Below are 26758 nucleotides of genomic sequence, written 5' to 3'. Positions count from 1 at the left end.
ATTGCGTATCACTTGCAATAACGAAGCATATGCCTCAGCGAACCGATCGCGGCCATCACCCCGGGGCCCGGCGGGCGGCGCGTCACTGGCAGTCCGGGCAGACCCCGTTGACGACCAGTGACTCCAGCCGGAAGCCGGTCCGCCGGGCGGTGTCCGCCACCGCGCCGGCCAGCAGCTCGTAGGGGAACTCGGAGACCGCCCCGCAGACCGCGCAGAGCGCGTGGTGGTGCGGCTCGCCGACCAGGCCGTAGCTGAGCTCGCCGCCGAGGCCGCGGACGCCGTGCACCAGGTCCAGCTCGGCCAGCCGCTCGACCGCGCGGTAGACGGTGGAGACGCTGACGCAGGCGCCGCTCTCGGCGATCCGGCGGTGGATCCCGGCCACCGTGAGATGGCCGCCGTGCTCGCGCAGGGCGGCGAGCACCAGCAGCCGGGGCCCGGTGCAGCGGCCGCCGCCGGAGCGCAGCAGCTCCCGGCAGGCCTCCGCGACGTCCGGGCCGCTCCGGCAGGCCCGCGCCGCGCCGGCCCGTTCGGTCCGCGCCGGCGGCACGCTCCCCGACCCGACCGTCGACCCGACTCCGCCCGCCACCGCGCCGCCCATCACGTCTCCTCGCACCCCCGCCCCGGACCCTGCCCACCTTATTGCACAATATGTGCAACTACTTTTGCTGAGCAGTACGAGCTGTATGGGTCGGGTGAGCTTCGGTGGCGGGATCGCCGGTGGTGCTGGGGATCGAGTCCTCCTGCGACGAGACCGGCGCCGGTCTCGTCCGGGACGGCCGGCTGCTCGGGCAGGCGGTGGCCTCCAGCATGGACGAGCACGCCCGCTTCGGCGGGGTGGTGCCCGAGATCGCCGCCCGCGCCCATGTGCACGCGATGGCGCCGGTGGTCCGCGAGGCGCTGGACCGGGCCGGGCTCGCCCTGGCCGACGTCGGCGCCGTCGCGGTCACCACCGGCCCCGGGCTCTCCGGGGCACTCCAGGTCGGGGTGGCCGCCGCCAAGAGCTACGCCTTCTCGCTCGGCGTCCCGCTGTACGGGGTGCACCACCTGGCCGGGCACGTCGCCGCCGCGACGCTGGACGGCGGACCGCTGCCCGACCCCTGCGTGGTGCTGATCGTCTCCGGCGGGCACACCTCGCTGCTGCTGGTCCGCGACCTGGCCCGGGACCCGATCGTCCACCTCGGCGACACCCTGGACGACGCGGCCGGCGAGTGCTTCGACAAGGTCGCGCGGATCCTGCGCCTGCCCTACCCCGGCGGGCCCGCCATCGACCGCGCGGCCCGCGACGGCGACCCGGGCGCCGTCCGGCTCCCGCGCCCGCTCACCGGGCCGCGCGACGACCCGTACGCGTTCTCCTTCTCCGGCCTCAAGACCGCCGCCGCCCGCTGGGTGGAGGGCCATCGCGCGGCCGGCACCGAGCCGCACGTCCCCGACGCGGCCGCCGCCCTCCAGGAGGCGATCGCCGACGTGCTCACCCGCAAGGCCGTCCGCGCCTGCACCGACCACGGCATCTCCACCCTGGTGGTGGTCGGCGGCGTCGCGGCCAACTCACGGGTCCGGGCGCTCGCCGAGCAGCGCTGCGCCGCCACCGGTGTCGCCCTGCGGGTGCCGCCGCTGCGGCTCTGCACCGACAACGGCGCCATGGTCGCCGCCATCGGCGACCTGCTGGTCCGCGCCGGCGCCGCGCCCGCCCCCGCGAACCTGTCGATCGACCCGTCCGCCCCGCTGGAGTACGCCGCGCTGACCCCGGAGGCCCGAACCTCCGTGGCCTGAGCCCCACTTGACCCCGCTCGGGTCGTGCTCGACCATTCCCCGGCCACCGCGGGCCGCATCTGACAACGTTTCGGTTTCGCCGGAGGGCAATCCTCGCCCAGGCCTTCCCGCCACACGGCGACATGTGCCATTTTACATGTCACACATCAATTGGTCGCACCCCCCCAACTCGCGACCTCAACGGCCCCGGAGGCCCCCACAGATGCGCCCCTTCCGGATATGTACGGCCCAGGCGGGCCGAGTGCTGGCGCTGGCCGTCGCACTCTTCCTCGCCCTCGGCCTCTTCGCCCCGCGGAGCCAGGCCGCCCCCGTCCCGACGGCCGGCCCCGGCAGCACCGCCGGCACGAGCGGCGCCGACCGCCCGGCCGCCCCGCGCGCGATCCCGGTCCCCAAGTCCCCCGACGCGAAGCCGGACGGACGGCCGCTCGCCTCGGCCGACGCCGACAGGCCCGCCGCCCCGCAGCCGGCCACCACCCCGGCCGCCAAGGCCCCCAGGAACCTCGCGGCCTCCCCCTCCGCGACCGCCGCGGCCTGCGACGTCTCCGCCTTCACCGGCAAGTCCGGCAGCGCGCTGGTCCAGCAGGTCAAGGCCGCCGGACTGGACTGCGTCAACACGCTGTTCAACCTCACCGGCGACGACGCCAAGAACGCCTTCCGCGAGGCCCAGATGGTCTCCGTCGCCGACGCCCTGCGCGACACCGCCACCGGCTACCCCGGCGACAACTCCACCTCCGCCGGGCAGTTGGTGCTCTTCCTGCGCGCCGGCTACTACGTGCAGTGGCACCACGGCGACGTCGTCGGCCCGTACGGCACCGCGCTCCAGACCTCCATCCGCGGCGCGCTGGACGCCTTCTTCGCCGCCCCGCACAGCAAGGACGTCAGCCAGGCCAACGGTGCCACGCTGGCCGAGGCCGTCACCCTGATCGACAGCGCCCAGGAGAACGCCCGCTACACCGGCGTCGTCAAGCGCCTGCTGACCGACTACACCGGCTCCTGGACCGGCGCGATGTACGACGCCGTCGCCAACACCAAGACCGTCATCGAACGCGGCGTCGAGCTGCCCGAGTTCACCGCCGCCCTGCAGGCCGACCGGGCTTCGCCACCACGATGGCCTCCTTCGTCACCCGCAACAGCTCGATGCTCACCGGCAGCGACCTCGCCACCGACATCGGCATCCAGGTCGGCAACCTGCTCAACTCCGCCCCGCTCAAGCCCCAGGCCCGGCCGCTGGTCAAGGACCTGATCAACCGCTACCCGCTGGTCGGCGCCACCGGCCCGCTCACCATGAACCTGGTCTGGTACGCCGAGAAGCGCGACACCGGCAACTGCTCCTACTACGGCATCTGCGACCTGCCCACCCGGCTCGTCCCGCTGGTGCTGACCGTCGACCACACCTGCAACCCCAACCTGCGCATCCGCGCGCAGCAGATGACCCCGGCCCAGCTCGCCGACACCTGCACCAGCCTGATCAACCAGGACGCGCTCTTCCACAAGGTGGTCAAGGACAAGGGCCCGGTCGCCAACGACGTCAACACCAGCCTTGAGGTCGTCGTCTTCCACGACTACTACGAGTACACCCTCTACGCCTGGAACATGTACAACATCGCCGTCGACAACGGCGGCATGTACGAGGAGGGCGACCCGGCCAAGGCCGGCAACCAGGCCCGCTTCATCGCCCACGAGGCCGACTGGCTGCGCCCCGACTTCCAGATCTGGAACCTCAACCACGAGTACACCCACTACCTCGACGGCCGCTACGACATGTACGGCGACTTCGAGGCCGGCATGGTGACCCCGACCATCTGGTGGGTCGAGGGGCTCGCCGAGTACGTCTCGTACAGCTACCGCAACGAGCACTACGACAAGGCGGTCGCCGAGGCCGGCAAGGGCACCTACAAGCTGAGCCAGCTCTTCGACACCACCTATGACAACGCCGACTCCACCCGGATCTACCAGTGGGGCTACCTGGCGGTGCGCTACATGCTCCAGTCGCACCCGCAGGACGTGGACGCGGTGCTCGCCAAGTACCGGGCCGGCGACTGGGCCGGTGCCCGCACGCTGCTCACCAGCACCATCGGCACCCGGTACGACGCCGACTTCGCCACCTGGCTGACCGCCTGCGCGGCCGACAAGTGCGGCACCGTGCCGCCCGTCCAGGCCCCGCTCTGCACCATCGCCGACCCCCGCCAGTTCGACCAGAACTGCCGCCGGGACGGCGTCGCGGCCACCACCGGCAACTACAGCTACATGTTCCTGAACCTGCCGGCCGGGGTGAAGGAGCTGACCATCACCAGCAGCGGCGGCACCGGCAACGCCGACCTCTACTACAACGGCGGCAGCTGGGCCACCACCGGCTCCTACCTGAAGAAGTCCGCCAACCCCGGCAACGGCGAGAGCCTCACCATCGCCAACCCGCCGTCCGGCTGGGTGTACTTCAGCCTCTACGCCCAGCAGGGCTTCAGCGGGGCGACCGTCACCACGCAGTACAAGACCAGCTGACATGACGTCATAGTGGTTGGAGGGCCCTGCGGTTACCGCAGGGCCCTCCTCGGCGTTCGGCTCCCGCCGACCACTCGACGAGCGGCGGGCCTCAGATACGCCTCAACGGACCGGCGGGTGGAGGGCGAGCACGGCGGGGACGGTGTCCGGGGCGGCGAGGCGGAGCAGGCCGTGGCCGATGCCGGCCAGGCCGACCAGCAGGGACGGGCTGTGGACGCCGTGCGGGAGGCCGCAGACCCAGCCGCGCCGGTCGAGGGCGTCCAGGGTGGCGCCGGCCTGCCGCAGGCCGGCCGCGCGCCAGTGGCCGCCGGCCATCAGCAGGGGTTCCAGGTTGCCGAAATCGCCGTGGCAGAGGGAGAAGTTGAGGCCGAAACCGTGTCGGACCACGGTGTCCAGGGCGGTGTCGCGCTCCTTGCGGAGCACCTCGCCCTCGCCGTCCGGCAGACCGGTGAGCAGCCCGGCCAGCTCGACCCGGGCCAGGGCGATGCCGGCCGCGCCGTGGCACCAGAGAACGGGGTGGGACGGCGCTTCCGGCGTGCCGTCCTCCCGTACGTCACGCCAGTTGGCGGCGGCCGGGTCGAACAGCGTGCGCTCGTACTCCAGGGCGCCGAGGGCGAGTTCGGGCAGCCGGGCGTCACCGAGCAGGTGTCCGGCCCGGGCCAGCGCCCAGGCGATGCCGGAGCCGCCGTGGGCGAACCCGGCGAGCGGGCGGTCCACGGCGTCGGCCAGGGTGGCGGGCAGCCAGCCGGTCCCGCCTTCGGGGTGCGGCCGGGCCTGCACGACCAGCCGCTCCGCGCAGCGGGCCAGTGCGTCGGTCACCGCCGGGCCGGGGCGCACCGCGCCCCAGGCGGCGAGGCCGCCGATGGTGCCCGCGCTGCCCGCGATCAGGTCGTAGCAGGTGTCCTCGCCCGCGGTGGCGGCGGCCCGGGCGACCAACAGCTCGCCGAGGGCGTCGAGTTCGGCGTCGGGGTGGTCGGCGGCGAGCTGGGCCAGGGTGTAGAGCAGGCCGCCGGTGCCGGCCAGGCCGCCGCTGAGCCGGTCGGCCCGTCGCCGGATCTGCTGGCGGAGCGTCGTCTCGGCCGCGCGGGCGGCGGCCCGGTGCGCCGGATCGCCTCCGGCCAGGGCGAGTTGGTGGAGGAAGAGCGCGACGCCGGCCGTTCCGCTGTAGAGGTCCGGGCCGAGTTCGGCCGGGGCCCAGCGGCCGGGCGGGGCCCAGTTCGGACCGGCCCAGGCGAGGTCCGCGCGCCCCCGGTACGCCTCGCGCAGCAGCTGCTCACCGGCCTCGACCGCCTTGGCCAGGGCGCGGGTTCGCAGCCGGTCGAGCGCTGCGGGGTCCTGTGGTGCGGCGTTCTGTGGTGCGGTGTGCCGGGGCGCGGCATGCCGCGGTGCGGCGGCCGGGCGGCGCGGTTCGCGGGCTCCGTCGGCCGTGGTCACGGAGAGCCGCAGCAGCTGCACCTGGCGCGCGAGGTCCTCGGGGCCGAGCCGGTCCACCTTGGCGAGGGCCAGCTCCAGTGCGGGCCGGGCCGCGACCCCGGGGATGACGGCCCCGCTCGCGGCGCGGGCGTCCACGCCGTCCGGGCGGATGGTGAAGACCGGCACGTCGCCGCGCCAGAGGTCGGCGCGCTCGTGCTCGACGAAGGCGAGCGCGTGGTCCTCCCAGGCGGCGAGTGCCCAGAGCCGGTCGAAGTGACGGTCCTGGTCCAGCGCGTCGCGCAGCAGGTCGGGGTGGCAGCCGGTGGTCAGCAGGCTGCGGTACTCCAGGGTGTCGCGGCGCAGCAGCCGGGTCTCGTCCGCCGCGAAGGCCCGCAGCAGCCCACGGACCGGCTCCTTCTCCCCCGCCAGCACCTGGTACGCCTCGGTGAAGCCGGCCTCCAGCTCGGCGGCGAAGTCGGCGGGCCGCAGCGGCTGCCCGGGCGGGACCGGGCGGCTGCCGGCCGCCTCGACGGGCATCCGCCGGTATTCGAGGCGCAGTTCGTCGGTGCCCTCGCCGGCCAGGACGGGCACCGCGCGCGGCGGCAGCGTGTCCGGGTCCCAGCCGAGCGCCGAGAGGTCGGTGCCGCCGTTGCCGTTCTCGTCCCACATCCGTTCGGGCAGCAGGCCGGAGCGGAGCACCGAGTGCAGGGCGTCGTGGCGGGCGAGGCGTTCGGACTCGGAGAGGTCCTTGGTGGGCTCGTGCAGGTCGGGGTGGAGCAGTGCCTCCAGGTCGATCAGTACCGGCTGGTCGCGGACGGCGAGCAGGTTCTGGGCGTGGCAGTCCACCGCGTCGAGGAGGTGGAGCAGCGCGGCGAGGACGCCGGCCCGGTGGTAGAAGGCGCTCAACTCGTCCTGGTCGCGGGCTGGTTCGGCGGTGACGTGGGCCGTCCAGCCGTAGCCGTCTCCGGCCAGGTAGGCCAGGTCGAGGAGGGGCAGCCGAAGGCGCGGGTTGATCCACCGCAGCAGTTGCTGGAAGTGCAGTTCGGCGCCGAGCGGGCGTGGTTTGTAGATGATCCGGGTGGTGTGCCCCTCGTGCTCGAACCGCAGCCCGCAGACGGTGGCGCCGCCCCGGTGGGGGTCGCCGAGGCCGGTGGTGAGTTCGGTGAGCCGGCCGAGCGGGCGGCCGTCGGCGAAGGTGCGGGAGATCGCGGGGAGGTCGGCGGCGAGGCGGCGGAACAGGGCGAGGCCGGTCTCCGTCCACTGCTCGGCGGCCACGGTGAGGCGGCGGGCCAGGACGGGGTATTCGGCGAGGAGCAGGAGCGCCTGCTCGGGCGCGGTGATCCGGTCCAGGAAGCCGCGGTACCGCGCTTCGGGGGTGTCACCGGTCAGCCCGCCGGCGATCCGGGCGACGTGGAGTTCGGTGATCACGGTGCGGACGGCCGTCGTGTGGGCGGAGGCCGTGAGTGCGGGCGTCACCAGCGCGGTGAGCCTCTCGGGGGCGCCGAGCGCGGCCGTTTCGGGGGACTCGGCGGCGAGGGCGGCGATGCCCGCGCACAGGCGATCGCGGGCGGCGGCCAGCAGGGGTGCGGCGAGCGCGGCGAAGGCGTGGTCTTCGGGGATCTCCAGCGGCTCGGGGGCCGGGGACGCCTCGAAGGCGGCGGCGAGGTGTTCGACCCACGGCTCGGGGTCGGCTTCTGGGCCCGCCCCGGAGTCCGCCGTGGGGCCCGCCCCGGTCCGGCCGAGGCGGGCGGCCAGGGCTTCGGGGGTCTCGGCGAGCAGGGCGCGCAGCGCGTCGGCGTCGAGCCCGTCGGCGGCGAGCCGGCGCTCGAACCAGCCGTCCCGGTCGAACGGCGGCTGGGCCCGCCAGCGGTCGAGGATCCGCGCGGCCCGCTCCACCCGCCCGCCCGCGTCCTCGGGCTCCGGCCCGGACGCGGCACCGCTCCCCGCCCGGCCGCGCCGGGCCAGCGGTACGGCTAGGGCCGCAGCCCGTCGGAGTTCGGACGCGTCGACCACGGGCTGGGCCGCCTCTCTGTTCGGTTCTGCTCGGTTCCGCTCGGTCGGAGTCGGGTCGGGGGCCCCTCGGCAGCGGGGCGGGGCGCCCCCGGCGCAGGCACCGGGGACGCCTCGTGAGCCGGTGGCTCAGAAGCTACAGATGCGCGCACAACTGGAGGGCGAGCCGCAGGTGCTGGACTGCACCGCCGCGGTGACGTACACCTCGCCCGCCGGGTCGCCTGCCGGGTGGGCCTGGTGGCCCTGGCCGAGGGTCAGTCGGAAGTCCTCGTCCTTGAGCGCGCGAACCTGCTCCGCCGTGGGCTGCATGATGCCTCCTACAGGAGTTCGAGTCCGGTACGGACTCGCTGAGCTCCGGATCCTCCCAGCGCCCCACCCGTCACACCAGGTCTCAGGAATTCACCCGTTCGAGTTCCGGCCAGGATCGCCGAACCGTTCCGCCCCCGCCCCGGCCCCGTCTTCCGCACGCCGACGGCGCACCTTCGCTGGCCCGGCCCTGCCGGAGTCGCCATGCACCTGACCGAATTCCGAACGATGACGAGCGGTTGAACCGGGCATGACGTTTGAACCCGCGCGCCCTGGGGAGATCGGTGCCTTTCCTGCGACGCCGCCTTCCTGTGGCACCGCTCGGCGGCTCCGGTCACGATGGAGGTCCGTGGAAGACCCTGCGCCGACCCGATCGGAGCACGATGACCGACCTGCACAACGTCGTCCTTCTCACCTTCCGGGACAGCGCCGCGTGCCACCCGGCCTTCGAGGAGGCCCAGCAGCTGCCCGGGCTCCGTCAGGCCGCGGTGCTGGAGCGCGGCGCCGACGGCCTGCTGGAGCCCAGGGACGGCTTCACCCGCGGGGCGGGCGTGGCGACCGTGGGCTCCGGACTGGTCGGCGGCCTGGTCGGGATGCTGGGCGGCCCGATCGGCGCGCTGCTGGGGTTCGCCGCCGGCGCCGCGCTCGGCAACGCCGCCGAGGAGGGCCGCGCCACGACCACCGGCGCCGGCCTGATCATGCTCTCCCCCCGCGTCCCGGCCGGCGCGGCGCTGCTGGTCCTGGAACTCAGGGAGGCGTCCCCGGCTCCGGCCGACGAGCTCGCCGCCCGGTACGGGGCCACGGTCGAGCGGATCGGCGCGGACGCGTTCGACGAGCAGGTCCGTGCGGCCGAACGGCGGGCCGAGGAGGACGGGGAGGACCGGAACACCGGGGAGGACCGGGAGGACGCGGGGGCATCGGAGGCACCGGGCACGCCCGGCGAACCGGGTGCCGCCGACCGCTGAGCGGCCGAACCACCACGGGCGCCCGCCGCCCGGACCAGGGCGGGGCGGACCGGACCCGTCAGTGCAGCCCGTAGGCGTCCGCCAGCAGTTCCAGCTGGGCGGCCCCTTCGACGAGCAGTTCGTGGCCGAGTACGCGGAGATGTTCTACCAGCACACCGAGGCCCAGATACTGGACTCGACCGCGTTCGAGCAGGCCTTCGGCGTCCGGCCCACCCCGCTCGGGCGCAGCCTCGACGACACCCGCGCCTGGCCGGCGGCGGCTCCGGCCGCCGCCGGCTGAAGCGGGCCGGCGCACCACGCACGGCACTCGCCGCACCTGGTGCCCGGCCCCGGCCCGGCCCCGGGCTCAGCCCAGCGGGAGGGACTTGAACGCGCGGGCCTGCTCGGTGATGGCGCGTTCGGTGGGGAGGCGCTCCATGGAGGAGGCCCCGAAGAAGCCGGCGATCCCCGAGGTGTGCTCCAGGACGTAGCGGGCGTCCTCGGGTTCGGCGATCGGCCCGCCGTGGCAGAGCACGATGATGTCCGGGTTGACCCGCTTCGCGGCGTCGTGCATCTCCTGCACCGCGGCGGCGGCCTGGTCGAGGGTGAGCGCGGTGGCCGCACCGATGGAGCCCTTGGTGGTGAGCCCGACGTGCGGCACGAGGACGTCCGCGCCGGCCCGGGCCATCTCGGCGGCCTGCTCCGGGTCGAACACGTACGGGGCGGTGAGCAGGTCACGCTCGTGGGCCTGGCGGATCATGTCGATCTCCAGGCCGAAGCCCATCCCGGTCTCCTCCAGGTTCTCCCGGAACTTGCCGTCGAACAGCCCGACCGTGGGGAAGTTCTGCACGCCGGTGAAGCCGACGGCCTTCAGCTGGTCGAGGAAGTTGCCCATGATCCGGAAGGGGTCGGTCCCGCACACCCCGGCGAGCACCGGCACCTCCCGGACCACCGGCAGCACCTCCCCCGCCATCTCCAGCACGATGGCGTTGGCGTCGCCGTACGGCAGCAGGCCCGCCAGCGAACCGCGGCCGGCCATCCGGTAACGGCCGGAGTTGTAGATGATCAGCAGGTCGACGCCGCCGGCCTCCGCGCACTTGGCGGAGAGGCCGGTACCGGCGCCGGCCCCGATGACGGGCCGTCCGGCGGTGACCTGCGCGGTCAGTCGGGCCAGGGCTTCGGTGCGGTTCACGGGTGGGGCTCCTCTTCGGTCGGGTGGATCCGGGCTGCGCGGAACGGGCCGGGCCCAGTGGTTTCGACGGTTCGGCGGTTCGACGGCTCAGGCATCGGCGCGACGGCGTTTCGGGCCGGCGCGCGCTTCAGGCCGGCGCACCTCAAGCCGGCGCGCGCCTCAGGCCGGGCCACGGCTCAGGCCAGGGCGGGCGAACGGCCCTGTGCACGGTCCTGAGCGGTGATCAGCCGGTGCAGATGGTCAGCGGCCGCGACGGCGAAGGCCGGGTCGTTCACATGCGCGTCCACCTCCCGCAGCTCGACGGCGCCGCCCGCCAGCGCGGTACGCAGCGACGCGAGCCCGGCCCGGTCGGCGTCCGGGTCGTGGAACGGCCCGCCCGGCGCGTCCACCGCGGACACCCCGCCGAGCGGCCAGAGAACCGCCGCCGGGCCGCGGGCGGCGGCCAGCTTCTGCCCGATGGTGGTGCCGAGCACCGCCATCTCCTCGGCCGTGGTGCGCATCAGCGTCACGGTGGGGTTGTGGACGAGCAGGTGCCGCTCGGCGAAACGCTCCGGAACGCTCTCCCGGGGGCCGAAGTTGACCATGTCCAGCGCCCCCGGCGCGACCACCTGCGGAACGCCCGCCCGCCCGGCGGCGGTGAGCCGGTCGGGCCCGGCGCTCAGCACGCCGCCGACCAGTTCGTCCGCGAGTTCGGTGGTGGTGAGGTCCAGGACTCCGGCCAGGAAGCCGCCGGCGGCGAGCTTCTCCAGTGCCCGCCCACCGGCCCCGGTGGCGTGGAACACCAGGACCTCGTAACCGAGTTCGTCCAGCCGCGCGCGGGCGGCGTCGACCGCGGGCGTGGTCACCCCGAACATGCTGGCGCCGACCAGCCGGCGCCCCTGCGACTGTGGGCCGGCAAGGCCCCGCTCGTGGTGGGCGGCCATGCCCGCGACCGCCGCCACCGCGTTCCCGAGGATCAGGGAAGAGACCGAGTTGATGCCCGCGACGTCCACCACGCTGTACATCATGGTGATGTCACTGCTGCCCACGTAGGGCGCGACGTCCCCGCCCGCCATGGTGGAGACCAGCAGCTTGGGCACACCGACGGGCAGTGCCCGCATCGCCCGGGCCGCGATGAACGAGCCCCCGCTGCCGGCCACCGCCAGCACCGCGTGCAGCCGGCCCTCCCGGTGCAGGTCGCCGACGACCCGCTCGACGCCCTCGGCCATCGCCGCCACCGCCGCACCGCGGTCACCGCCGGCGCGCAGCGCCGCCAGGTCGTGCCCGGCCGCCCGGGCGACGGCCTCTGCGCCGATGTCACCGGCGGGCGTACCGGCCGGCGGCGGCAGCACACCGGCGTCGACGACCACCACCTCGCAGCCGGCCTCGCGCAACCGCCCGGCGAGCCACGCGTACTCCGCGCCCTTGGTGTCCAGTGTCCCGACCAGCACGACGGTCGCCATGTCCCTGCTCCTTTGAACGGACGATGCCCCGATCATCGGGCCGGGCCCGGAGGGCGGCAAAGACCACTTGGGGCCAAGTGGCCTGCGCCGTCGGACGGTGTCCGGCCCGGCCCCGCAGCGCCCGGCCCGGCCCGGCTCCGCCGCAGCTGCGGGGCATGATGGGTGGCATGGACCGGATTCCCCCCACCCGCCTGTCGCGCCTGCTCACCGGCTGGGCCGGCGGCGGTTCGGACGCGCTGCCGCGACTGCTGGCGGACGCCCTGCGCGAGCTGGCCGAGCGCGGCGACGTCGGGCCCGGCACCGTACTGCCCTCCCAGCGCGCCCTCGCCACCGCGCTGGGCGTCAGCCGCTCCACGGTCACCGCCGCGTACGGACTGCTGGAGGCCGAGGGGCGGCTGGAGAGCCGGCACGGCAGCGGCTCCCGGCTGCGCGCCTCCGGGGCGGTCGGCGAGCCCGCCAGCGAGGGGCGGCTCGCCAGCTTCGGCAGCCGGGACGGCACCCTCGACCTCTCCAGCGGCGCGCTGGACGGCCTGCCCGCCGTCGCGGACGCCCTGGACGCGCTGTCCGGCCGCGACCTCACCGCCGCGCTCGCCGACGACGGCTACCTCCCCTACGGGCTGCCGCAGTTGCGCGAACAGCTCGCCGAGTACCACCGCGCGGCCGGCCTGCCGACCTCACCGGAGCAGATCCTGGTCACCGCCGGATCCCAGCAGGCCCTCTGGCTGATCACCCAGGGGCTGGTCGAGCCCGGCGACACCGTGGTCGTCGAGGACCCGACCTACCGCGGCGCCCTCGAAGCGCTGCGCGCCCGGGGCGCCCGCCTGGTCCCGCTGCCCCCGCACGGCGCGCCCGGCCCGCAGGGCGACGGCCCCGCCGCCCTGGCCCGGCTGGCCGGCCACATCCGCCCGCGCCTGGTCTACCTGCAGCCGTCCGTCCACAACCCCACCGGCCTCGGCATGAGCGCGCGGACCCGCCGGGCCTGGGCCGCCGTCCTCGCCGAACACGGCCTCTACACCGTCGAGGACAACGCCTACGCGGAGCTGTCCCTGCGCGACGACAGCGCACCGGTCCCGCTCGCCGCCCAGTTGCCGACCGCCGCCACCGCGACCATCGGCACCCTCTCGAAGCTGTTCTGGGGCGGCCTCCGGCTCGGCTGGATCCGCGCCTCCACCACCGTCATCCACCGCCTGGCCGAGATCCGGAAGTCCGTCGACCTCTCCTGCCCGGTGGTGGAGCAGTTGCTCGCCGTCCGGCTGCTCCAAGGGCTGCCCGAGGCCCGCGCCCGGCGCCGCGCCCAACTGCGCGAACGCCTCGCCGCGACCGAGCGGCTGCTCACCGCCGAGGCACCGCACTGGCGCTGGGAACACCCCGCCGGGGGCTCCGCCCTCTGGGTCGAACTCCCCGGAGCCGACGCCGAGGCCACCGCCCAACTCGCCCGCCGCGCAGGCGTCCTGATCGTCCCCGGCCCCGCCTTCTCGGCCGTCGACGGATTCCGCCACCACCTCCGGCTCCCCTTCGCCGACCAGCACGGCAACCTGGCCGCCGCCCTCCCCGTCCTCCTTCGCAGCGCGGAGCGCTCCGGCTCCGCGCGCTGACCCGCCGACGCCGACCCGCCACGCCCTGGCCGCCCGGGCGGCCGGGCGGCCGGGCAGCCGGTCAGCGTCGGCGCGGATCGGCCCCCGCCCCGCTCACCGGGCCCGGGACCTCCGGTGCGGCGGCCCAGGAGAGGAGCAGCCGCAGAGCGTCGTCGGACGGGGTTCCCGGCTCGGCGGCGTAGGTGATCAGGGCCTGGTCCGGGTCGTCGGCCGGGCGCAGCGTGTCGTAGACCAGGTCCAGCTCGCCGACCAGCGGGTGCCGGAAGCGCTTGCGGCCCGAGGTCTTGTCCTGCACCGGATGCTCCGCCCACCAGCGGCGGAAGTCCGCGCTGCGCATGGACAGTTCGCCGATCAGCTCGGCCAGCCGGGGGTCGTCGGGGCGGCGGCCGGCCTCCAGGTGGAGGAAGGCGACGTTCTCGCGGGCGCAGGCCGTCCAGTCCGCGTACAGCTCCCGCGAGGCCGGGTCCAGGAAGGTGATCCGGGGGATGTTCCGCTCGGCCGGGGCGAGCGCGCCGTAGTCCCCGAACAGGGAGACGGCGGCCTGGTTCCAGGCCAGGACGTCCATCCGGCGGCCCATCACCATGGCCGGCACGTCGGACAGCTCGGCCAGCAGCCGCGCCAGCATCGGCCGGACCCGCTGCGGGGCGGACGGCGTACGGCCCGCCCGGCGGGCGGGCCGGGGGCGGGCGAGCCGGTGCAGATGGCGGGCCTCGTCCGGTTCGAGGAGCAGCGCGCGGGCCAGCGCGTCGAGCACGGCGTCCGACGGGTTGCCCACCCGGCCCTGTTCCAGCCGGGTGTAGTAGTCGACGCTCACCCCGGCGAGCTGGGCGAGCTCCTCCCGGCGCAGTCCGGCCACCCGGCGGCGGCCGCCGAAGTCCGGCAGGGCGACGTCCTCGGGCCGGAGCCGGGCGCGGCGCGTCCGGAGGAACTCGCTCAGGCTGATCGCGGTACTCATACGACGATTGTCCCCGCCGGCCGCCGGTGCAGCCTGGCCCTGTCAGGACCAGGCTGCACCCCACGGCCCCGGCGGTCGGGCCGGTCGCCGGTCAGGCTGCCGGGACGGCCGTCACCAGGCCACCGTCCACCACGAAGTCCTGGGCGGTGATGTACGAGGAGCGCGGGGAGAGCAGGAACTCGGACGCACTCAGCTGATGCCGTCAACAACGGGCTCCAGGGCGACCTCGAACGAGAAGGTCATCTCCAGGACCTCGTGAAACGCCGCCACCACGCTCCACCCCGCCTCCGACAGCGCGGCGGCGGCATCGACACAGGCCTGCTGTACGTCGGGAAGCCACCGCCAGTCCCCGTAGTACTCCAGCCCCAGGCCGTACTCGTCGCAGACGAGCGGCACAGGAACGCCGTCGACGACCTCGACGGACAACCACTCCCCCGCCAGCCAGTTGGTGATCCACTCACGGATCTTCCCGGCTTCGGCATCGCCCCGCGCGGCAGACGACGGGGCATCCACCAGAAAGGCGGCGAGGCTGGTGCGGCCATCGGCACCGGACGGGGTGTACCCGGAGAGCCCCGGCAGGGACAGCCATGGCAGTTCCCGCGCGACGAGGGTCCTGGCCGCCGCCAGTTGCTCAGGGGCCATCCTCAGGACCGCTTCCGACAGCAGACTCCGCGCCACCGGCCGCAGTGGGCCGGTCAGGTGCGCCCACAGGGCGACAGTACGGAAGGCGAAGATCGTGTGGACGCCCCGCCCGACGAGTGCGATCCTGGCGGCGTTCTCCAGGTAGAGCCGAGCCTGCTCGCTGCGGGCCGCGGCCTTCGCCAGGCTGCGCGACACGTTCCTGAAGGAGGACGTGAAGCCGGCTGGGCCGCCGATGAGTTCGGCTGCGTGTTGCGCCAGCAGATTGTGGTGACGGGGGTGCTGGCGGGCAAGGTCCTCGTCGAGGAGGTCCAGTGCGAGGCAGGCTCCCGGACGCAGGGCCATGGTCACCTGGTCGCGCGCGTCCAGCTCACGCAGGGCGGTGATGAGGTCGGCACGCAGGTGCTGCCGGTGGGTGAAGAGACCCGCTACGGCCAACAGCCAAGCGTCGCGCCAGGTTTGGTCCGTGGCGAGATCGCCGAGACGTGGGACGATCTCCGCGTCCGGACCGAAGAGGAGCGCGCGGGCAGCACAGTACTCCTGAAGGCTCGTGACCTCGAAGCCGACGACACCGGGCTGGGGGGCGACCAGCAGGACGAGCCGATCGGTGGCCGCCTCGATCAGCTCCGTCGCCAGCGACCGCGACCGGTCGGGATCGCAGGTCTCCTCCAGGAGTCGCTGCCGAACACGGACTTGCAGCTCCGCCTCCGGCAGCGTCAGCGACTCCCCGGGCTCCGTGACCGCCACCCTTGACCGCAGGACCAGACCGACGTGTTGGTGCAGCCAATCCACATGAAGTCTGTTCTCGGCGAGCAATCGACCGGTCGGCCCGGGTTTCCCGGCCTCCCGGTCGTAGATGGTCTGGTAGTAGGCGTCGAAGAGCTCGTAGCGGTTCTGGGGCATCCTGGCGCGTTTCTCGACCAGCAAGGACATGATCGTCACCTGGAGCGGCGACCGCATGAGCCGCACGGTGTCCTGATCGCTCGCGGCTGACTCGATGCGCTTCACCACAGTGTCGTACATGTCGGGATCGTCGTGGTGACGCACCCGGGCGAGTCCGCCCGCGTAGTGCAGCGACTCCTCTCTCGTGAGTTCCCGTAGTTCAAGGGTCTCGAAGTCGCCCTGGTGGAACTCACCGTTGTACCCCTGCGGCCGCGTGGTTCCCACCACCAGGAGGTCCGCGTCCAAGGAGCAGGCCATGACGAGGAATTCGAGGACGCGGTCCATAACGGTCTCGCGCGTCCGCCGCGGCGCCACCTCGTCGAGACCGTCGAGAACCAGGATCCAGGGCACGACGCGCAGCGAACGAACGAGTACCGCCTCCGTAACATCCGGTGAGTGCTGCTTCAACTGCCGTACCAGGAACTCCAGCAGACCGAGACGCGCATCGCGCAGCAGGGCCTCCGCGTAGTCGCGCAGAGCGATCCGCAACGGCCAGCGGCGGGTACGCGGCACGGGGAGGCCGATCCGTGCGAGGTCCTGGCGCAGGGACTGCAGCACTTCGCAGGCCGGCGCCGGCAGCAGGTCGTCGTCCCCGTCCAGGAGCGCGACCCGATAGGCCTGGCAGATCAACTGGCCCAGCGTGCTCTTGCCCTGGCCGGGGCCGCCGACCAGCAGGACATGCCGCGCCTCCCCGATGGTCCGCACGGAGGGCCGCAGGGGCGCGTCGCCCCGCCCGATCACATGCCCGGCGGCCAGGACGGTCCGGTCGCCGTCGACGATGCCCACCCGGTCTGCCCGCAGATCGACCGCCACCGGGCCCAGGCCGATCTTGCCCCGGTCGGGCCCGGCTCCGGCCTGCCCCAGCTGCACCCATCGGTCGGCCACCAGTCCCGCAGCCACCTGAGTCCTCATCAGCTCAGTCAACTCTGATTCCCTGTAGACTTTCTGTCGACCCATCAGATGGTGGGCGAGGACATCACCCGGGACGACGAATCCGCCCAAGCTCTGGCGGATTCCGGGATACATGTCGAGGAAACGGCAGATCTCGTCGTGGTGCCAGACCGCCCAGCCGGTCAGCCGGATGCCCCTCCGCGCGGCCTCCGTTCCGATGAAGCGGTCGATGCGGTCGATGCCGCCGCTGCCGGGCACCCCCGAGAGGAGGACGTTCGTGGCGAACAGGAGGTACTCCGGGAGCGCGCCCCGTGCGGACCCGGGCGCCGTCCAGTCGCGGAGCTCCTTGCGGATCTCGCCCTCCAGCCACGCCGCGTCCGAGGGCCTGCCGCCCGAACGCCCGCGGTACTTGGCCTGCACGACCCCGTAGCCGTCCCAGGCGCCGCCGTGGGACGTGTACGCCACCGGGCCATGGAACGCGGCGTCCCGGCCGCCGTCCTTCCCGTCGCCGAACACCCTGACCCCGGGCCCGAGCACCTGCTTCGCGAGCGCCTGGACGAGGTGCTCGAACTCCCGGTGGCCCAGGCGGCCGAGATCGTGGTCCATCGCGCCATCGTTCCGGATCACCCGGCCGGATTCCACCGGTTCAAGGGAAGTCGGTTGTGGTGTGGGTGGATCGGTCCACGGTGGCCGGCCGCGGACGCCGGGTGGGAGTGCCGGCCGCCGCCCCGGCGCGGCGGCCCGGGCTCACCGACGGGCTCCCGAACGAATCGTGCCGGGCGGAAATGGACGGGCCGCCCGTGTGGTTGGGCCTGAGGCGAGACCGGATCACACCCATCTCCCGGAGGACGTCCCATGAAGATCGGCATCATCGGCGCGGGCAACATCGGTGGCAACCTCACCCGGCGGCTGAGCGCCCTCGGGCACGAGGTCTCGGTGGCCAACTCGCGCGGGCCGCAGACCCTGGCCGCGCTCGTCGAGGAGACCGGCGCGACGGCGGTCACCGCGGCCGAGGCGGCGCGCGGCGCCCAGGTCGTGGTGGTCACCGTGCCCCTGAAGAACGTGCCCGACCTGCCGTCCGGGCTGTTCGACGAGGCCGCGGAGAACGTCGCCGTGATCGACACCGGCAACTACTACCCGCAGCAGCGCGACGGCCGGATCGCCGCCATCGAGGAGGGCCTGACCGAGAGCCGCTGGACGGAGCGGCAGATCGGCCACGCCGTCGTCAAGGCCTTCAACGGCACCTACGCCCAGGACATCCTCGACCGGCCCCGCCCCCAGGGCGACCCGGAACGCATCGCGCTGCCGGTGGCCGGCGACGACGAGGCCGCCAAGCGGGTGGTCCGCGCGCTGATCGACGAGCTCGGCTTCGACACCGTGGACGCGGGCGGCATCGACGAGTCCTGGCGCCAGCAGCCCGACACGCCCGTCTACGGCCTGCGTGCCGACGTCGGGGGCGTCACCAAGGCCCTGGCCGAGGCGTCCCCGGAGCGGCCGGCGGCGTTCCGGGGGTAGCCCGGCGGGAGCGACGGATCCGGCCGGGCCCGCGCGCCGGTCAGCGGCCGACCTCACGGGCCCGGAAGTCCTCCACCGTCTCCCGGCGGATGAGCAGCCTGGCCCGGCCGTCACGGACGGCGGCCACGGCCGGGCGGCCGACCAGGTTGTAGCCGGAGGCCATGGAGAGCTGGTAGGCGCCGGCGGCCGGGACGGCCAGCAGGTCGCCGGCCCGCAGGTCGGCGGGGAGCCCGGCGTCGCGGACCAGTACGTCACCGGCCTCGCAGTGCCGGCCGACCACGTCCATCCGGGTCGGCTCGGCGGCGGAGCGGCGCCCGACCAGCCGGACGGTGTACGGCGCGCCGTACAGGGCGGGCCGCGGATTGTCGCTCATCCCGCCGTCGACGGCGGCGAAGTACCGGCCGTCGGCGGTGTGCTTCACCGAGAGCACCCGGTAGACGGCGACCGCCGCCGGGCCGGCGACGGCCCGGCCCGGCTCGACCACCAGGCGCGGCACGGCGAGACCGGCCCGGGCGCAGCGGGCGGAGAGCCGGTCGGTCACCCGGGCCGCGAAGTCCGCCAGGTCGAGTTCGCGGTCCTCCGGCAGGTAACGGATGCCGTGGCCGCCGCCGAGGTCCAGCTCGGGCAGCTCGACACCGTGCCGCTCACGGACCTCGGCCAGCAGCCGCACCAGGGCGTCCACGGCGGTGAGGTACGGCTCGACCTCGGTGATCTGGGAGCCCAGGTGACAGTGGAGGCCGGCGAGTTCGAGCCCGGGTTGGGCCAGCACGCGGGCGATCGCGTCGGCCGCGTCGCCGCCGTCGACCGGGAAGCCGAACTTCTGGCCGCCGACGCCCGTACGGACCGCCGCGTGGTGCCCGGCCGCGATGCCCGGCACGACCCGGACCAGCACCCGCTGGGGCGTGTCCCCGGCGACCAGGGCCGCCAGCCGCGCGATCTCCGCCGGGCCGTCGATGACGATCCGGCCGACCCGCATCCGGCGGGCCAGCCGCAGCTCCTCCGGGGACTTGGCGTTGCCGTGCAGCACGATCCGCTGCGCCGGGAACCCGGCCGCGGTGGCCAGCCACAGTTCACCCGACGAGCAGACGTCCAGGCCGAGGCCCTCCTCGGCCACCCAGTCGGCCATCGCGCTGCAGAGGAACGCCTTGGCGGCGTAGAGCACGTCGGCGTGCGGCAGGGCCCGCCGGTAGGCCCGGGCGCGGGCCCGTACCTCGCCCTCGTCCAGCACGTACAGCGGGGTGCCGAAGCGTTCGGCGGCCTCCGCGAGGCCGACGCCGCCGACCAGCACTTCCCCGTCGGAGCCGTCCCGTGCCGAGGCCGGCCAGGGGCCGCCGAGCAGACCGGTGGAGCCGCCGGGGAGGCCGGGGCCGTCCGGTCGGGAGGCGACGGGTACGGGAGCGGGTACGGGTACCAGGGCGGAGGCGGCGGTCGGGGTCGAAGCCGGGGTCGAAACAGTGGCCGAGACGGTGGTCGGAACGGCGGTCGGGCGGGCGGAAAGCTGCGGCATGGCGGGTGCTCCTGCTGGGAACGGAAGGGGCGGTCGCGGAACCGGACGGCACCGGCCGCCCCACGCGGCGGGGACGGGAAGGACGCGGTCAGTCCTCGTACCGCATCGCGATCCGGCAGTGTGCCGCCCTGGTCCGGCGCCGGTCGGCCTCGGACCAGGCCGGGGCCGGGCTCGGCTCGGCCAGCTCGTCCGGCTCCTCCGACCGCCCGGCGAAGGCGGCCACCGGCATCCGGCGGCGCGGCGGGACGGTCTCCCGCACGGTCCGGAGCTGCGGCTTCTCGACGGCGACGACGACCTGGGTGTCACTCATGGCGAACGGTTCCTTCCACGGGGACGCGGACCCGGTCCCGGACCCGCGGTTCCAGTGGAGACCCTGCGCACACCAACCGCACCCGGCCTTGACGCGTGACCTACGCGTCGGCGGCCGTCCTTGACGGCTTCCTGACACGGCGGCGGCTTTCCCGCCCCGGCCCTGCCCGAGCGGGTGGTGCGCGATGCTCTCCGGTGTCAGCGCCCCGTCAGGGCCCGGTCCGTGGGGATCAAGAACGTGTCAGGCCTGGCGCGGCCCCCGACCGGGCGGGCATACGGTCGTCGTGCGATCCACGGTGGCGGGCGGAGCCCGCCCGCCGCGGCCCGCCCGCAGTATCTCGCCCAGACCGCCCCTTCCGACCGGAGGCCGCCATGTACCGCCAGCTCCCCGACGATCCCGAACCCTCCCGACCCGGCCCGGCCGGACGGCTCCTGGTCCCCGTCCGGCCGGGTCGGCTCGGCCACACCGCCCGGCTCTTCCGCACGCCGCTCGGTGATCGCACCGCCGTCGCCTTCACCACCGAGCAACGGCTCACCGCCGTCCTCGGTCCCGACCAGCCCTGGATCGCGCTCGCCGAGCCCGCCCTGCGCGCCCTCGCCGAACCGCTGGGCGTCACCATCCTGACCGTCGACCCCCAACTGGCCGCCGCCGCCCCGAAACCGGTGCCGCTGCCGTACGCCGCGCCCGTCGCCGACGAGCGCCCCACGCCCTCCACGCCCGCACCGGCCGCCACGCGCCGCGCCGCCCACCCGGTCTGAGTCCACCCGGTCTGAGTCCACCCGGCGCGGTCCCCGGGGAGCCGCCCGGCCCGGAGCCCGTCCACGGGGGTGCCCTCAAGGACGGCGCCGGTCCTGCCGCCCCTCGGCATCAAGGCCATCGACCTGCCGGCCCGGTTCGTACCCGGGCCGGACACGCCGGGCCCGCGTCCACGCCAAAGCCCCTGTCAAAGGCCCGTCAAGAACCCGGTGCCCGGCGTCATGGTGCCGTCAGCGGCGGCGCCCGCGCGCCCGGCCCCGGGTTCACTGGAGTCACCGGAAGCACCGGACATACCGGACCATCGAGACGGAGGCGAGCGGCCATGGCCGACCCCACCCGAGTGATCGTCGGACTGAACGGGTCGCTGAGCAGCCTCGCGGCCCTGTACCGCGCGGTCGGCGAGGCGGCCAGGCGCGGGGCCGCCCTCGTCCCGGTCGCCGCCTGGACGCCGGCCGACGGCGGCGGTCTGCGGCCGCTCTCCGAGCTGGAACACGCGGCCCGCAGGCGCCTGGACACCGCCTTCGAGCAGACCTTCGGCGGCTACCCGGCCGACCTGGTGATCCGCCCGCTGGTGGTCCGGGGCGACGCAGGCCCGGCCCTGGTGGCGGCCGTCACCGGCCCGGACGACCTGCTCGTGGTCGGCACCGGCGGCCACGGCCGGCTCGACCGTCTGCTGCACGGCTCGGTCACCCGCCACTGCCGCGGCCACGCGGCCTGCCGGGTCGTCGCGGTCCCACCGTCGGAGCTGCTGGAGCGGCTGGAGTTCACCGCCCGCAGCGGCGCCCCGCTCCCCCTCGCCGCCGGCCACCGGCCGGCCAGGACCGCCGCGCCCGCCGCCACCACCGGCTGAGTGCCGGGCCCGCCGGCCCGGGGCGGGCCGGGCTCACCGGCCGGCGCCGACCGGTTCGGGCCGCCCGTCGCCCAGCATGACCACGGCGTCGGCGTGCCGCCGGACGAGGGGCAGGTCGTGGCTGATCAGGGCGAGGGTGAGGCCGCGGTCGGCACGCAGGCGGCCGAGGAGGGCCATGATGCCCTCCGCGGTGGCCTCGTCGAGGGCGGAGGTGACCTCGTCGCAGAGCAGGACGTCGGGCTCGGCGGCGAGGGCGCGGGCGATCGCGACGCGCTGGCGCTGGCCGCCGGAGAGCTCGTGCGGGTGACGGGCGGCCAGCTCGGCGGGGAGGTCGACGGCGGCGAGGAGTTCGGCGACCCGGTCCGCGCACTGCTCGTGCGGGGTGGCGTGGTGCAGGCGCAGCGGGCGGGTGAGGGTGGCGCCGACGGTGCGGGCCGGGTTGAGGGCGCCGAGCGGGTTCTGCGGCACCAGCTGGATCCGGCGGCGCTGGTCGCGGGTGCGGGTGTGGTGGGAGCCGGACAGCGGGGCGCGGTCGAGGGTGAGGGTGCCCGCGGTGGGCGGGTGCAGGCCGGCGAGGACGCGGACCAGGGTGGTCTTCCCGGCGCCGGAGGGCCCGGTGATGCCGGTGCAGGTACCCGGCGCGAGGTGGAGGTCGAGGCCGGCCAGGATCCGGCGGCGCCCGCGGCCGTCGCCGACATGGGCGTCGATCCGGTGGGCGCCGAGACCACGGTCCGGGCCGGCACCGTTCGAACCCGCGCCGACCGGAACCGCGCCGACCGGAACCGCGGCCCCAGGGCCAGGCTTGACGGTCCCGCCGACGGCCGACAGCACGGAGGCCGCGCCCACGGGGGCCCGGCCCGCCGGACGGAGGACGAGGACCTCGTCGGCGCAGCGGGCCACGAAGGCGGCGTCGTGGCTGGAGAGGGCGACCGCGATGCCGTGGCGGCGGGCGAGTTCGCGCAGCAGGTCGGCGATCTCGTCGCGCAGGGCCGGGTCGAGGCCCGCGGTGGGCTCGTCCAGGAGCAGGAGTTCGGGTCGGCGGGCGAGCGCGCGGGCGAGGGCGACGCGGCGCTGCTGTCCGCCGGAGAGGGCGGTGGGGCGGCGGCGTTCGAGCTGCTGGTCGGTGGGCAGCCGGACCTGGGTGAGCAGTTCGCGCAGCGCCTCGGCGCTGCGGTCGACGGCGGTCTCGGTGATCAGACGGGCCACGCGCATCCGGGGGTTGAGCCCGGAGCCCGGGTCCTGCCCGAGGTAGGCGAGGCGGTGGCGGCGCAGCCGGCGCAACTCCTCGGCCGGGAGGGCGAGGATGTCGTGGCCGAGGACGGTGAGCGTGCCGCCGGGCGGGGCGGCGCCGGGTGGCAGAGCGCCGGCCAGGGCCCGGAGCAGGGTGGTCTTGCCGGCGCCGGAGGGCCCGGTGACGGCGTGGACGCGGCCGGGGCCGAGGGTGAGGCTGGTGGGGGCGAGCAGCGGGGTGCCGTCGTCGAGGGCGATGGACAGTGCGGCGACCCGGGCGGTGACCCGGTCCGTGGGGTCGGTCGCGGTCACAGGGCGGTCTCCGGGGTGGTCCGGGCGGGGGCGAGGGCGTCGGCCGCGAGGTTGACGCTGACGGCGAGCAGGCCGATGGCGAGGCAGGGGGCGCCGACGGCCCAGGGGTTGAGCATGATGCCGGGGGCGTTCTCACGGATCATCAGCGCCCAGTCGGCTTCGGGTGGCTGGGGGCCGAGCTGGAGGAAGGCGGCGACCGAGACCACGTAGACGCCCTCGACGAAGCGCAGGCCGAACAGGGCGAGGACGGTCGCGCGCAGGTTGGGCAGCACCTCGCGGACCATCAGGTACCAGAGGCGTTCGCCCCCGACGGCGGCCGCCTCGACATAGCCGCTGGCGGCGACGGGCGCGGCCGCGGCGGCCACCACCCGCACCGCGTAGGGGATGCCGAGGACGGTGGCCGCGGCGGCGACGGGAAGGCGCCCGCCGGCCGGCCAGGCGAGGCCGATGAGCATGATGCCGAGGACGGCGGGCAGCAGGATGGCGAGGTCGGCGGCGCGCTCCACCCACCGGCCGAGCCGGGGGCGCAGGACGGCCAGGATGCCGATCACCGTGGCGGCGCCGGTGACCAGGACGGCGACGGCGAGCGCGGTGGCGATCAGCGGCGCGCCGCCGTGCAGCAGCCGGCTGAGGACGTCCCGGCCGAGCTGGTCGCCGCCGAGCGCGGCGGCGCCGTCGGCGGCGGCGTAGGGGGCGGTCACCGGCACGTCGACGCGGTGCGGGGCCCACAGCGGGCCGGTGAGCGCCAGGGCGGTCAGCAGCAGGGCGGGCAGCGCCCTGACCAGGGCGTGCGAGCGCCGGCCGCGGCGCTTCGGGGCCGGCGGGGCCCCGGGGGCCCGCACGGTCTTCGGGGCCCGGCGGATCCGACGGGGCCGGAGGGGTGACGAGGTCTCGACGGTCATGGGCGCTCTCGCAGGACGCGCTCGCGGACGAGGTCGGCGAGCAGCAGCAGGATGCTGATGGCGGCTCCGGTCGCCGCGACGACTCCGGCGACGAGGGGGGTGTCACGGTCGGCGATGGCACCGGACAGGACGGCGCCGATGCCGGGGTAGTTGAAGAGCGTCTCGACGACGACCGCGCCGCCGAGCAGCATCCCGGCGGAGGTCGCGGTGCTCACCGCGATGGCGGGCAGGGCGCCGGGCAGCATGTGGTGGGTGAGGATCCGGTGGCGCGGCAGGCCGTCGAGGACGGCCGCCCGGACGTGGGGCAGGGCGGCCTGGTCGGCGAGGGCGCCCCGGACGATCCTGGTGTTCCAGCCGATCTGCGGGACGGCCAGGGCCAGCGCGGGCAGCAGCAGCATGTCCCAGGAGACGGGTGTGCCGTCGGCGCCGGTGAGGGTGACGGCGGGCAGCCAGCCCGTCCAGAGCGAGAAGACCAGCAGCAGGGCGACGGAGAGGACGAACTCGGGCAGCGCGAAGGCGGCCGTCGAGAGGACGGCGATGGTCCGGTCGGTCCGGCCGCCGGGGCGCAGGGCGGCCCAGCTGCCGAGGGCGAGGGCGCCGAGGATGCTGGCGGTCAGGGCGAGGGTGCCGAGCAGCAGGGTGTTGGGGAACGGGCCGGCCAGGACGGAGGTGACGGGCTGTCCGTGGGCGGTGGTGCCGAGGTCGCCGGCGGGCAGGCCGGTCATCCAGTCCCAGAACCGTTCGACGACCGGCCGGTCGAGGCCCAGGGCGGCGCGGCGGGCGGCCATGTCGGCGGCGGTCTCACCGCGTTCGGAGGTGGCGTTGGCCGCGTCCCCCGGCAGGAGTTCGATCGCGGCGAAGACCGCGGCGAGCAGCACCGTGAGCATGGCGAGCCGCCGGGCGGCGAGCCAGGCGGCCCGGCCCAGCCCGGGCAGCGGCCCGGCGGCCCGGGGCGGTGCCGGGGGCGCGGCGGCGCCCCCGGCGGTCGGGGCCGGGGTCAACGGGCCAGCCAGGTCTTCTCGAGCTGGACGCGTCCGTAGCCGGGGAGCCTGGGCAGGTCGCGCACGGCGGAGCCGGCCAGGTCGATGCCGTCCGCCATGCCCCAGAGCAGGTAGCCGGACCTGGCGTACTCGATCTCCTGGAGCTGGTGCAGCAGCGTGGTCCGGGCGGCCTCGTCGGCGGTGGCCATGGCGGTGCGGTAGGCCTCGTCGAAGGAGGGCTCCTGCCAGCCGGCCTCGTTCTGGCCGGCGTCGGAGAGCATCGTCTTCGAGGCGAAGAAGACGACCGAGTCGTTGGTGCCCCAGTAGCTCGTGTAGAGGGGGGCCTTGAGCCAGGTGGCGTCCCAGAAGACCTTGGAGTCCTGCTTGACCACGTTGATCCTCACCCCGGCCTCGCGGACCTGGGTGGCGAAGAGCGTCGCGGACTCGGCGAGGCCGGCGATGTCCTCGGTGGTGATGAGGTCGTACGTCCTGGCGGTGTCGAAGCCGGCCTCGGCGAGCAGCTGCCTGGCCCGGTCGAGGTCCCGCTTGCGCTGGGGGATGTCCTTGGCGTAGGCCGGGTCGCCGGTGCCCAGGATGTCGTTGCCGACGGTGCCGTAGCCGGAGAGCACCTGCTTGACCATGGCGTCGCGGTCCACCGAGAGCCGCAGGGCCTCGCGGACCTTCGCGTCGGCGAACGGCCCGTCGGCGGCGCGCATCACGATGGGCATCGCCATGTCGTTGGGCCGGCGCAGGATCTGGATGTCCTTGCGGGTCTCGGCGGTGCGGGCCGCGACGGCGCCGACGTTGGACGCGACGTCGATCTGGCCGGCGAGCAGGGCGTTGGCCATCGCCTGCGGGCTCTCGAAGATCCGTACCTCGACGGCGTCGAGCAGGACCTTGCCGCCGTACCAGTTGTCGTTGCGCACCAGGCGGGCGTTGCCGTCTCGGTACCAGTCGAGGGTGAACGGTCCGGTGCCGGGGGCGCCGGCGAGCGCGTCGTCCTTGGTGTCCTTCTTCAGGACGAAGGTGGTCAGCCGGGTGAGCAGCGGCAGGTCGGCGTTGGCGTAGTCGGAGACCAGGACGACGGTCCGGGCGTCCTCGGCCCGGATGCCCTCGGGCTGGATGCCGGGCAGGCGGCTCTTGCCGGAGGGGGTGGCGCGCAGGCGCTTGAGCGACCAGACGACGTCCTCGGCGGTGACCGGGGTGCCGTCGTGGAACGTGGCGCCGTCGGCGAGGGTGAAGCGCCAGGTCCTGAGGTCCTCGGACGGCTTCCAGGAGGCGGCCAGCCGGGCGGCGGTGTTGGTCTTGTCGCCGGGGACGGTCAGGGTGTCATAGAGCAGACTGATGATCAGGTAGTCGCTCTCGTTGGCCTGGGTGCCGTGCGGGTCGCGGGTGATCGCGGAGGCACGGCCGAGCGCACCGACCTTCAGGGTGCCGCCGGTGCGGGGCTGCTCGTTCGCGGAGCCGGACGCCACACCCGCCGCGGACCCGGACCCGCCCTTGCTGCCGGCGCAGGCGGCGAGCGCCCCGGCCGCGCCGATACCGGCGGTGGCCCACAGCAGCTCTCGTCTGGTGACGCTCACGTCGTTGTTCCTCGTTTCCAGGTCAAGCAGGATTTTCTTAGGGTTGCCTATCCTAAAAACTGCCCATCGCGCAACCCGGCATCGAACAATTAACGCAAGGGCAACCCCCGCGCCGACGGCAGGTCAACTCACCCCACCGCGCGAAGCCGCAGCACCCAAGGGGCCCTTCGTGCACCCCCTCGCCCGATCAGGCCCTGCGGAACTGCGCCAGAGTT

At 74.7% G+C, this 26758-nt stretch carries 21 protein-coding genes and 1 pseudogene; 9 read left to right on the top strand and 13 right to left on the bottom strand.

The window, feature by feature from the left end; translation table 11 throughout:
* Positions 1 to 82 precede the first annotated feature (82 nt).
* On the bottom strand, positions 83 to 598 hold the full coding sequence (locus ACIO5D_RS30400) for a Fur family transcriptional regulator (protein ID WP_363605103.1): 516 nt from the start codon (positions 596 to 598) through the stop codon (positions 83 to 85).
* Positions 599 to 702: 104 nt separating this feature from the next.
* On the opposite strand from ACIO5D_RS30400, the gene tsaD reads away from it, so the two are divergent.
* From tsaD to ACIO5D_RS30385, 3 genes are all read left to right on the top strand, one after another.
* Positions 703 to 1770, top strand: a complete 1068-nt coding sequence (gene tsaD, locus ACIO5D_RS30395; RefSeq protein ID WP_400799127.1) for a tRNA (adenosine(37)-N6)-threonylcarbamoyltransferase complex transferase subunit TsaD — start codon at positions 703 to 705, stop codon at positions 1768 to 1770.
* 202 nt (positions 1771 to 1972) lie between these two features.
* Positions 1973 to 3013 carry a M9 family metallopeptidase N-terminal domain-containing protein gene (locus ACIO5D_RS30390; RefSeq protein ID WP_400799124.1) on the top strand — a complete coding sequence of 347 codons (1041 nt, stop codon included), beginning with the start codon at positions 1973 to 1975 and terminating at the stop codon, positions 3011 to 3013.
* Complete coding sequence (locus ACIO5D_RS30385) at positions 2908 to 4269, top strand: collagenase (RefSeq protein WP_400799196.1); 1362 nt, start codon at positions 2908 to 2910, stop codon at positions 4267 to 4269. The genes ACIO5D_RS30390 and ACIO5D_RS30385 overlap by 106 nt, the downstream gene beginning before the upstream one ends.
* Before the next feature lie 102 nt (positions 4270 to 4371).
* Here ACIO5D_RS30385 and ACIO5D_RS30380 read toward each other — a convergent pair whose 3' ends face one another.
* Together ACIO5D_RS30380 and ACIO5D_RS30375 are read right to left on the bottom strand one after the other, a co-directional pair.
* Positions 4372 to 7695, bottom strand: coding sequence for a type 2 lanthipeptide synthetase LanM family protein (locus ACIO5D_RS30380; protein ID WP_400799121.1), 3324 nt, complete (start codon positions 7693 to 7695; stop codon positions 4372 to 4374).
* 126 nt (positions 7696 to 7821) lie between these two features.
* Positions 7822 to 8001: a hypothetical protein gene (locus ACIO5D_RS30375; RefSeq protein ID WP_363605107.1), complete on the bottom strand. Its 180-nt coding sequence runs from the start codon at positions 7999 to 8001 to the stop codon at positions 7822 to 7824.
* Between the two features lie 380 nt (positions 8002 to 8381).
* Here ACIO5D_RS30375 and ACIO5D_RS30370 point away from each other — a divergent pair, with 380 nt between their 5' ends.
* Positions 8382 to 8963 (top strand): histidine kinase, encoded by a 582-nt coding sequence (locus ACIO5D_RS30370; protein ID WP_400650644.1) that lies wholly within the window; start codon positions 8382 to 8384, stop codon positions 8961 to 8963.
* A gap of 100 nt (positions 8964 to 9063) precedes the next feature.
* A pseudogene (locus ACIO5D_RS30365) lies at positions 9064 to 9243 on the top strand (hypothetical protein); the annotation flags it as partial.
* A gap of 66 nt (positions 9244 to 9309) precedes the next feature.
* Here ACIO5D_RS30365 and ACIO5D_RS30360 read toward each other — a convergent pair.
* Both ACIO5D_RS30360 and ACIO5D_RS30355 read right to left on the bottom strand, forming a co-directional pair.
* Positions 9310 to 10134, bottom strand: coding sequence for a phosphoenolpyruvate hydrolase family protein (locus ACIO5D_RS30360; RefSeq protein WP_363605110.1), 825 nt, complete (start codon positions 10132 to 10134; stop codon positions 9310 to 9312).
* A gap of 176 nt (positions 10135 to 10310) precedes the next feature.
* Entirely contained in the window at positions 10311 to 11576 is a 1266-nt protein-coding gene (locus tag ACIO5D_RS30355) for a Tm-1-like ATP-binding domain-containing protein (protein WP_363605111.1), read from the bottom strand.
* 167 nt (positions 11577 to 11743) lie between these two features.
* Here ACIO5D_RS30355 and ACIO5D_RS30350 point away from each other — a divergent pair, with 167 nt between their 5' ends.
* Positions 11744 to 13171, top strand: coding sequence for a PLP-dependent aminotransferase family protein (locus tag ACIO5D_RS30350; protein WP_363605112.1), 1428 nt, complete (start codon positions 11744 to 11746; stop codon positions 13169 to 13171).
* Positions 13172 to 13232: 61 nt separating this feature from the next.
* Here ACIO5D_RS30350 and ACIO5D_RS30345 read toward each other — a convergent pair whose 3' ends face one another.
* Both ACIO5D_RS30345 and ACIO5D_RS30340 read right to left on the bottom strand, forming a co-directional pair.
* Positions 13233 to 14126, bottom strand: a complete 894-nt coding sequence (locus ACIO5D_RS30345) for a helix-turn-helix transcriptional regulator (RefSeq protein WP_363605113.1) — start codon at positions 14124 to 14126, stop codon at positions 13233 to 13235.
* 189 nt (positions 14127 to 14315) lie between these two features.
* On the bottom strand, positions 14316 to 17240 hold the full coding sequence (locus ACIO5D_RS30340; protein ID WP_400799118.1) for an NACHT domain-containing protein: 2925 nt from the start codon (positions 17238 to 17240) through the stop codon (positions 14316 to 14318).
* A 213-nt stretch (positions 17241 to 17453) separates the two neighbouring features.
* Here ACIO5D_RS30340 and ACIO5D_RS30335 point away from each other — a divergent pair, with 213 nt between their 5' ends.
* Positions 17454 to 18113, top strand: coding sequence for an NADPH-dependent F420 reductase (locus ACIO5D_RS30335; protein WP_400799115.1), 660 nt, complete (start codon positions 17454 to 17456; stop codon positions 18111 to 18113).
* Between the two features lie 40 nt (positions 18114 to 18153).
* On the opposite strand, the gene lysA is transcribed toward ACIO5D_RS30335, so the two are convergent.
* Both lysA and ACIO5D_RS30325 read right to left on the bottom strand, forming a co-directional pair.
* Positions 18154 to 19620 carry a diaminopimelate decarboxylase gene (gene lysA, locus ACIO5D_RS30330; RefSeq protein WP_400799113.1) on the bottom strand — a complete coding sequence of 489 codons (1467 nt, stop codon included), beginning with the start codon at positions 19618 to 19620 and terminating at the stop codon, positions 18154 to 18156.
* Positions 19621 to 19708: 88 nt separating this feature from the next.
* Complete coding sequence (locus ACIO5D_RS30325; RefSeq protein WP_400799109.1) at positions 19709 to 19930, bottom strand: hypothetical protein; 222 nt, start codon at positions 19928 to 19930, stop codon at positions 19709 to 19711.
* A gap of 371 nt (positions 19931 to 20301) precedes the next feature.
* On the opposite strand from ACIO5D_RS30325, the gene ACIO5D_RS30320 reads away from it, so the two are divergent.
* On the top strand, positions 20302 to 20688 hold the full coding sequence (locus ACIO5D_RS30320; protein WP_363605120.1) for an SAV_915 family protein: 387 nt from the start codon (positions 20302 to 20304) through the stop codon (positions 20686 to 20688).
* A 320-nt stretch (positions 20689 to 21008) separates the two neighbouring features.
* The gene (locus ACIO5D_RS30315) at positions 21009 to 21536 is read left to right on the top strand and encodes a universal stress protein (protein WP_400799103.1); all 528 of its coding nucleotides are present in this window, start codon (positions 21009 to 21011) and stop codon (positions 21534 to 21536) included.
* A gap of 33 nt (positions 21537 to 21569) precedes the next feature.
* On the opposite strand, the gene ACIO5D_RS30310 is transcribed toward ACIO5D_RS30315, so the two are convergent.
* Genes ACIO5D_RS30310 through ACIO5D_RS30295 form a run of 4 tightly spaced genes read right to left on the bottom strand, consistent with a single transcriptional unit; the run spans position 21570 to position 26543 of the window.
* The gene (locus ACIO5D_RS30310) at positions 21570 to 23078 is read right to left on the bottom strand and encodes an ATP-binding cassette domain-containing protein (protein ID WP_363605122.1); all 1509 of its coding nucleotides are present in this window, start codon (positions 23076 to 23078) and stop codon (positions 21570 to 21572) included.
* Complete coding sequence (locus ACIO5D_RS30305) at positions 23075 to 23980, bottom strand: ABC transporter permease (protein WP_400799099.1); 906 nt, start codon at positions 23978 to 23980, stop codon at positions 23075 to 23077. Before ACIO5D_RS30305 ends, ACIO5D_RS30310 begins: the two co-directional genes overlap by 4 nt.
* Positions 23977 to 24993, bottom strand: coding sequence for an ABC transporter permease (locus ACIO5D_RS30300; protein WP_400799193.1), 1017 nt, complete (start codon positions 24991 to 24993; stop codon positions 23977 to 23979). The genes ACIO5D_RS30305 and ACIO5D_RS30300 overlap by 4 nt, the downstream gene beginning before the upstream one ends.
* Positions 24978 to 26543 (bottom strand): ABC transporter substrate-binding protein, encoded by a 1566-nt coding sequence (locus ACIO5D_RS30295; protein WP_400799097.1) that lies wholly within the window; start codon positions 26541 to 26543, stop codon positions 24978 to 24980. The genes ACIO5D_RS30300 and ACIO5D_RS30295 overlap by 16 nt, the downstream gene beginning before the upstream one ends.
* Positions 26544 to 26758 lie beyond the last annotated feature (215 nt).

Source organism: Kitasatospora sp. NPDC087315 (genome assembly GCF_044744345.1).
GTDB lineage: Bacteria > Actinomycetota > Actinomycetes > Streptomycetales > Streptomycetaceae > Kitasatospora.
This window is presented reverse-complemented; position numbering and strand designations above follow the sequence as displayed.

What these genes read in the sequence shown, in the direction of transcription:
- ACIO5D_RS30400 (WP_363605103.1), bottom strand. Translation starts at nt 598, where the DNA reads ATGGGCGGCGCGGTGGCGGGCGGAGTCGGGTCGACGGTCGGGTCGGGG.
- ACIO5D_RS30390 (WP_400799124.1), top strand. Translation starts at nt 1,973, where the DNA reads ATGCGCCCCTTCCGGATATGTACGGCCCAGGCGGGCCGAGTGCTGGCG.
- ACIO5D_RS30385 (WP_400799196.1), top strand. Translation starts at nt 2,908, where the DNA reads ATGCTCACCGGCAGCGACCTCGCCACCGACATCGGCATCCAGGTCGGC.
- ACIO5D_RS30375 (WP_363605107.1), bottom strand. Translation starts at nt 8,001, where the DNA reads ATGCAGCCCACGGCGGAGCAGGTTCGCGCGCTCAAGGACGAGGACTTC.
- ACIO5D_RS30370 (WP_400650644.1), top strand. Translation starts at nt 8,382, where the DNA reads ATGACCGACCTGCACAACGTCGTCCTTCTCACCTTCCGGGACAGCGCC.
- ACIO5D_RS30355 (WP_363605111.1), bottom strand. Translation starts at nt 11,576, where the DNA reads ATGGCGACCGTCGTGCTGGTCGGGACACTGGACACCAAGGGCGCGGAG.
- ACIO5D_RS30350 (WP_363605112.1), top strand. Translation starts at nt 11,744, where the DNA reads ATGGACCGGATTCCCCCCACCCGCCTGTCGCGCCTGCTCACCGGCTGG.
- ACIO5D_RS30345 (WP_363605113.1), bottom strand. Translation starts at nt 14,126, where the DNA reads ATGAGTACCGCGATCAGCCTGAGCGAGTTCCTCCGGACGCGCCGCGCC.
- ACIO5D_RS30335 (WP_400799115.1), top strand. Translation starts at nt 17,454, where the DNA reads ATGAAGATCGGCATCATCGGCGCGGGCAACATCGGTGGCAACCTCACC.
- lysA (WP_400799113.1), bottom strand. Translation starts at nt 19,620, where the DNA reads ATGCCGCAGCTTTCCGCCCGCCCGACCGCCGTTCCGACCACCGTCTCG.
- ACIO5D_RS30325 (WP_400799109.1), bottom strand. Translation starts at nt 19,930, where the DNA reads ATGAGTGACACCCAGGTCGTCGTCGCCGTCGAGAAGCCGCAGCTCCGG.
- ACIO5D_RS30320 (WP_363605120.1), top strand. Translation starts at nt 20,302, where the DNA reads ATGTACCGCCAGCTCCCCGACGATCCCGAACCCTCCCGACCCGGCCCG.
- ACIO5D_RS30315 (WP_400799103.1), top strand. Translation starts at nt 21,009, where the DNA reads ATGGCCGACCCCACCCGAGTGATCGTCGGACTGAACGGGTCGCTGAGC.
- ACIO5D_RS30305 (WP_400799099.1), bottom strand. Translation starts at nt 23,980, where the DNA reads ATGACCGTCGAGACCTCGTCACCCCTCCGGCCCCGTCGGATCCGCCGG.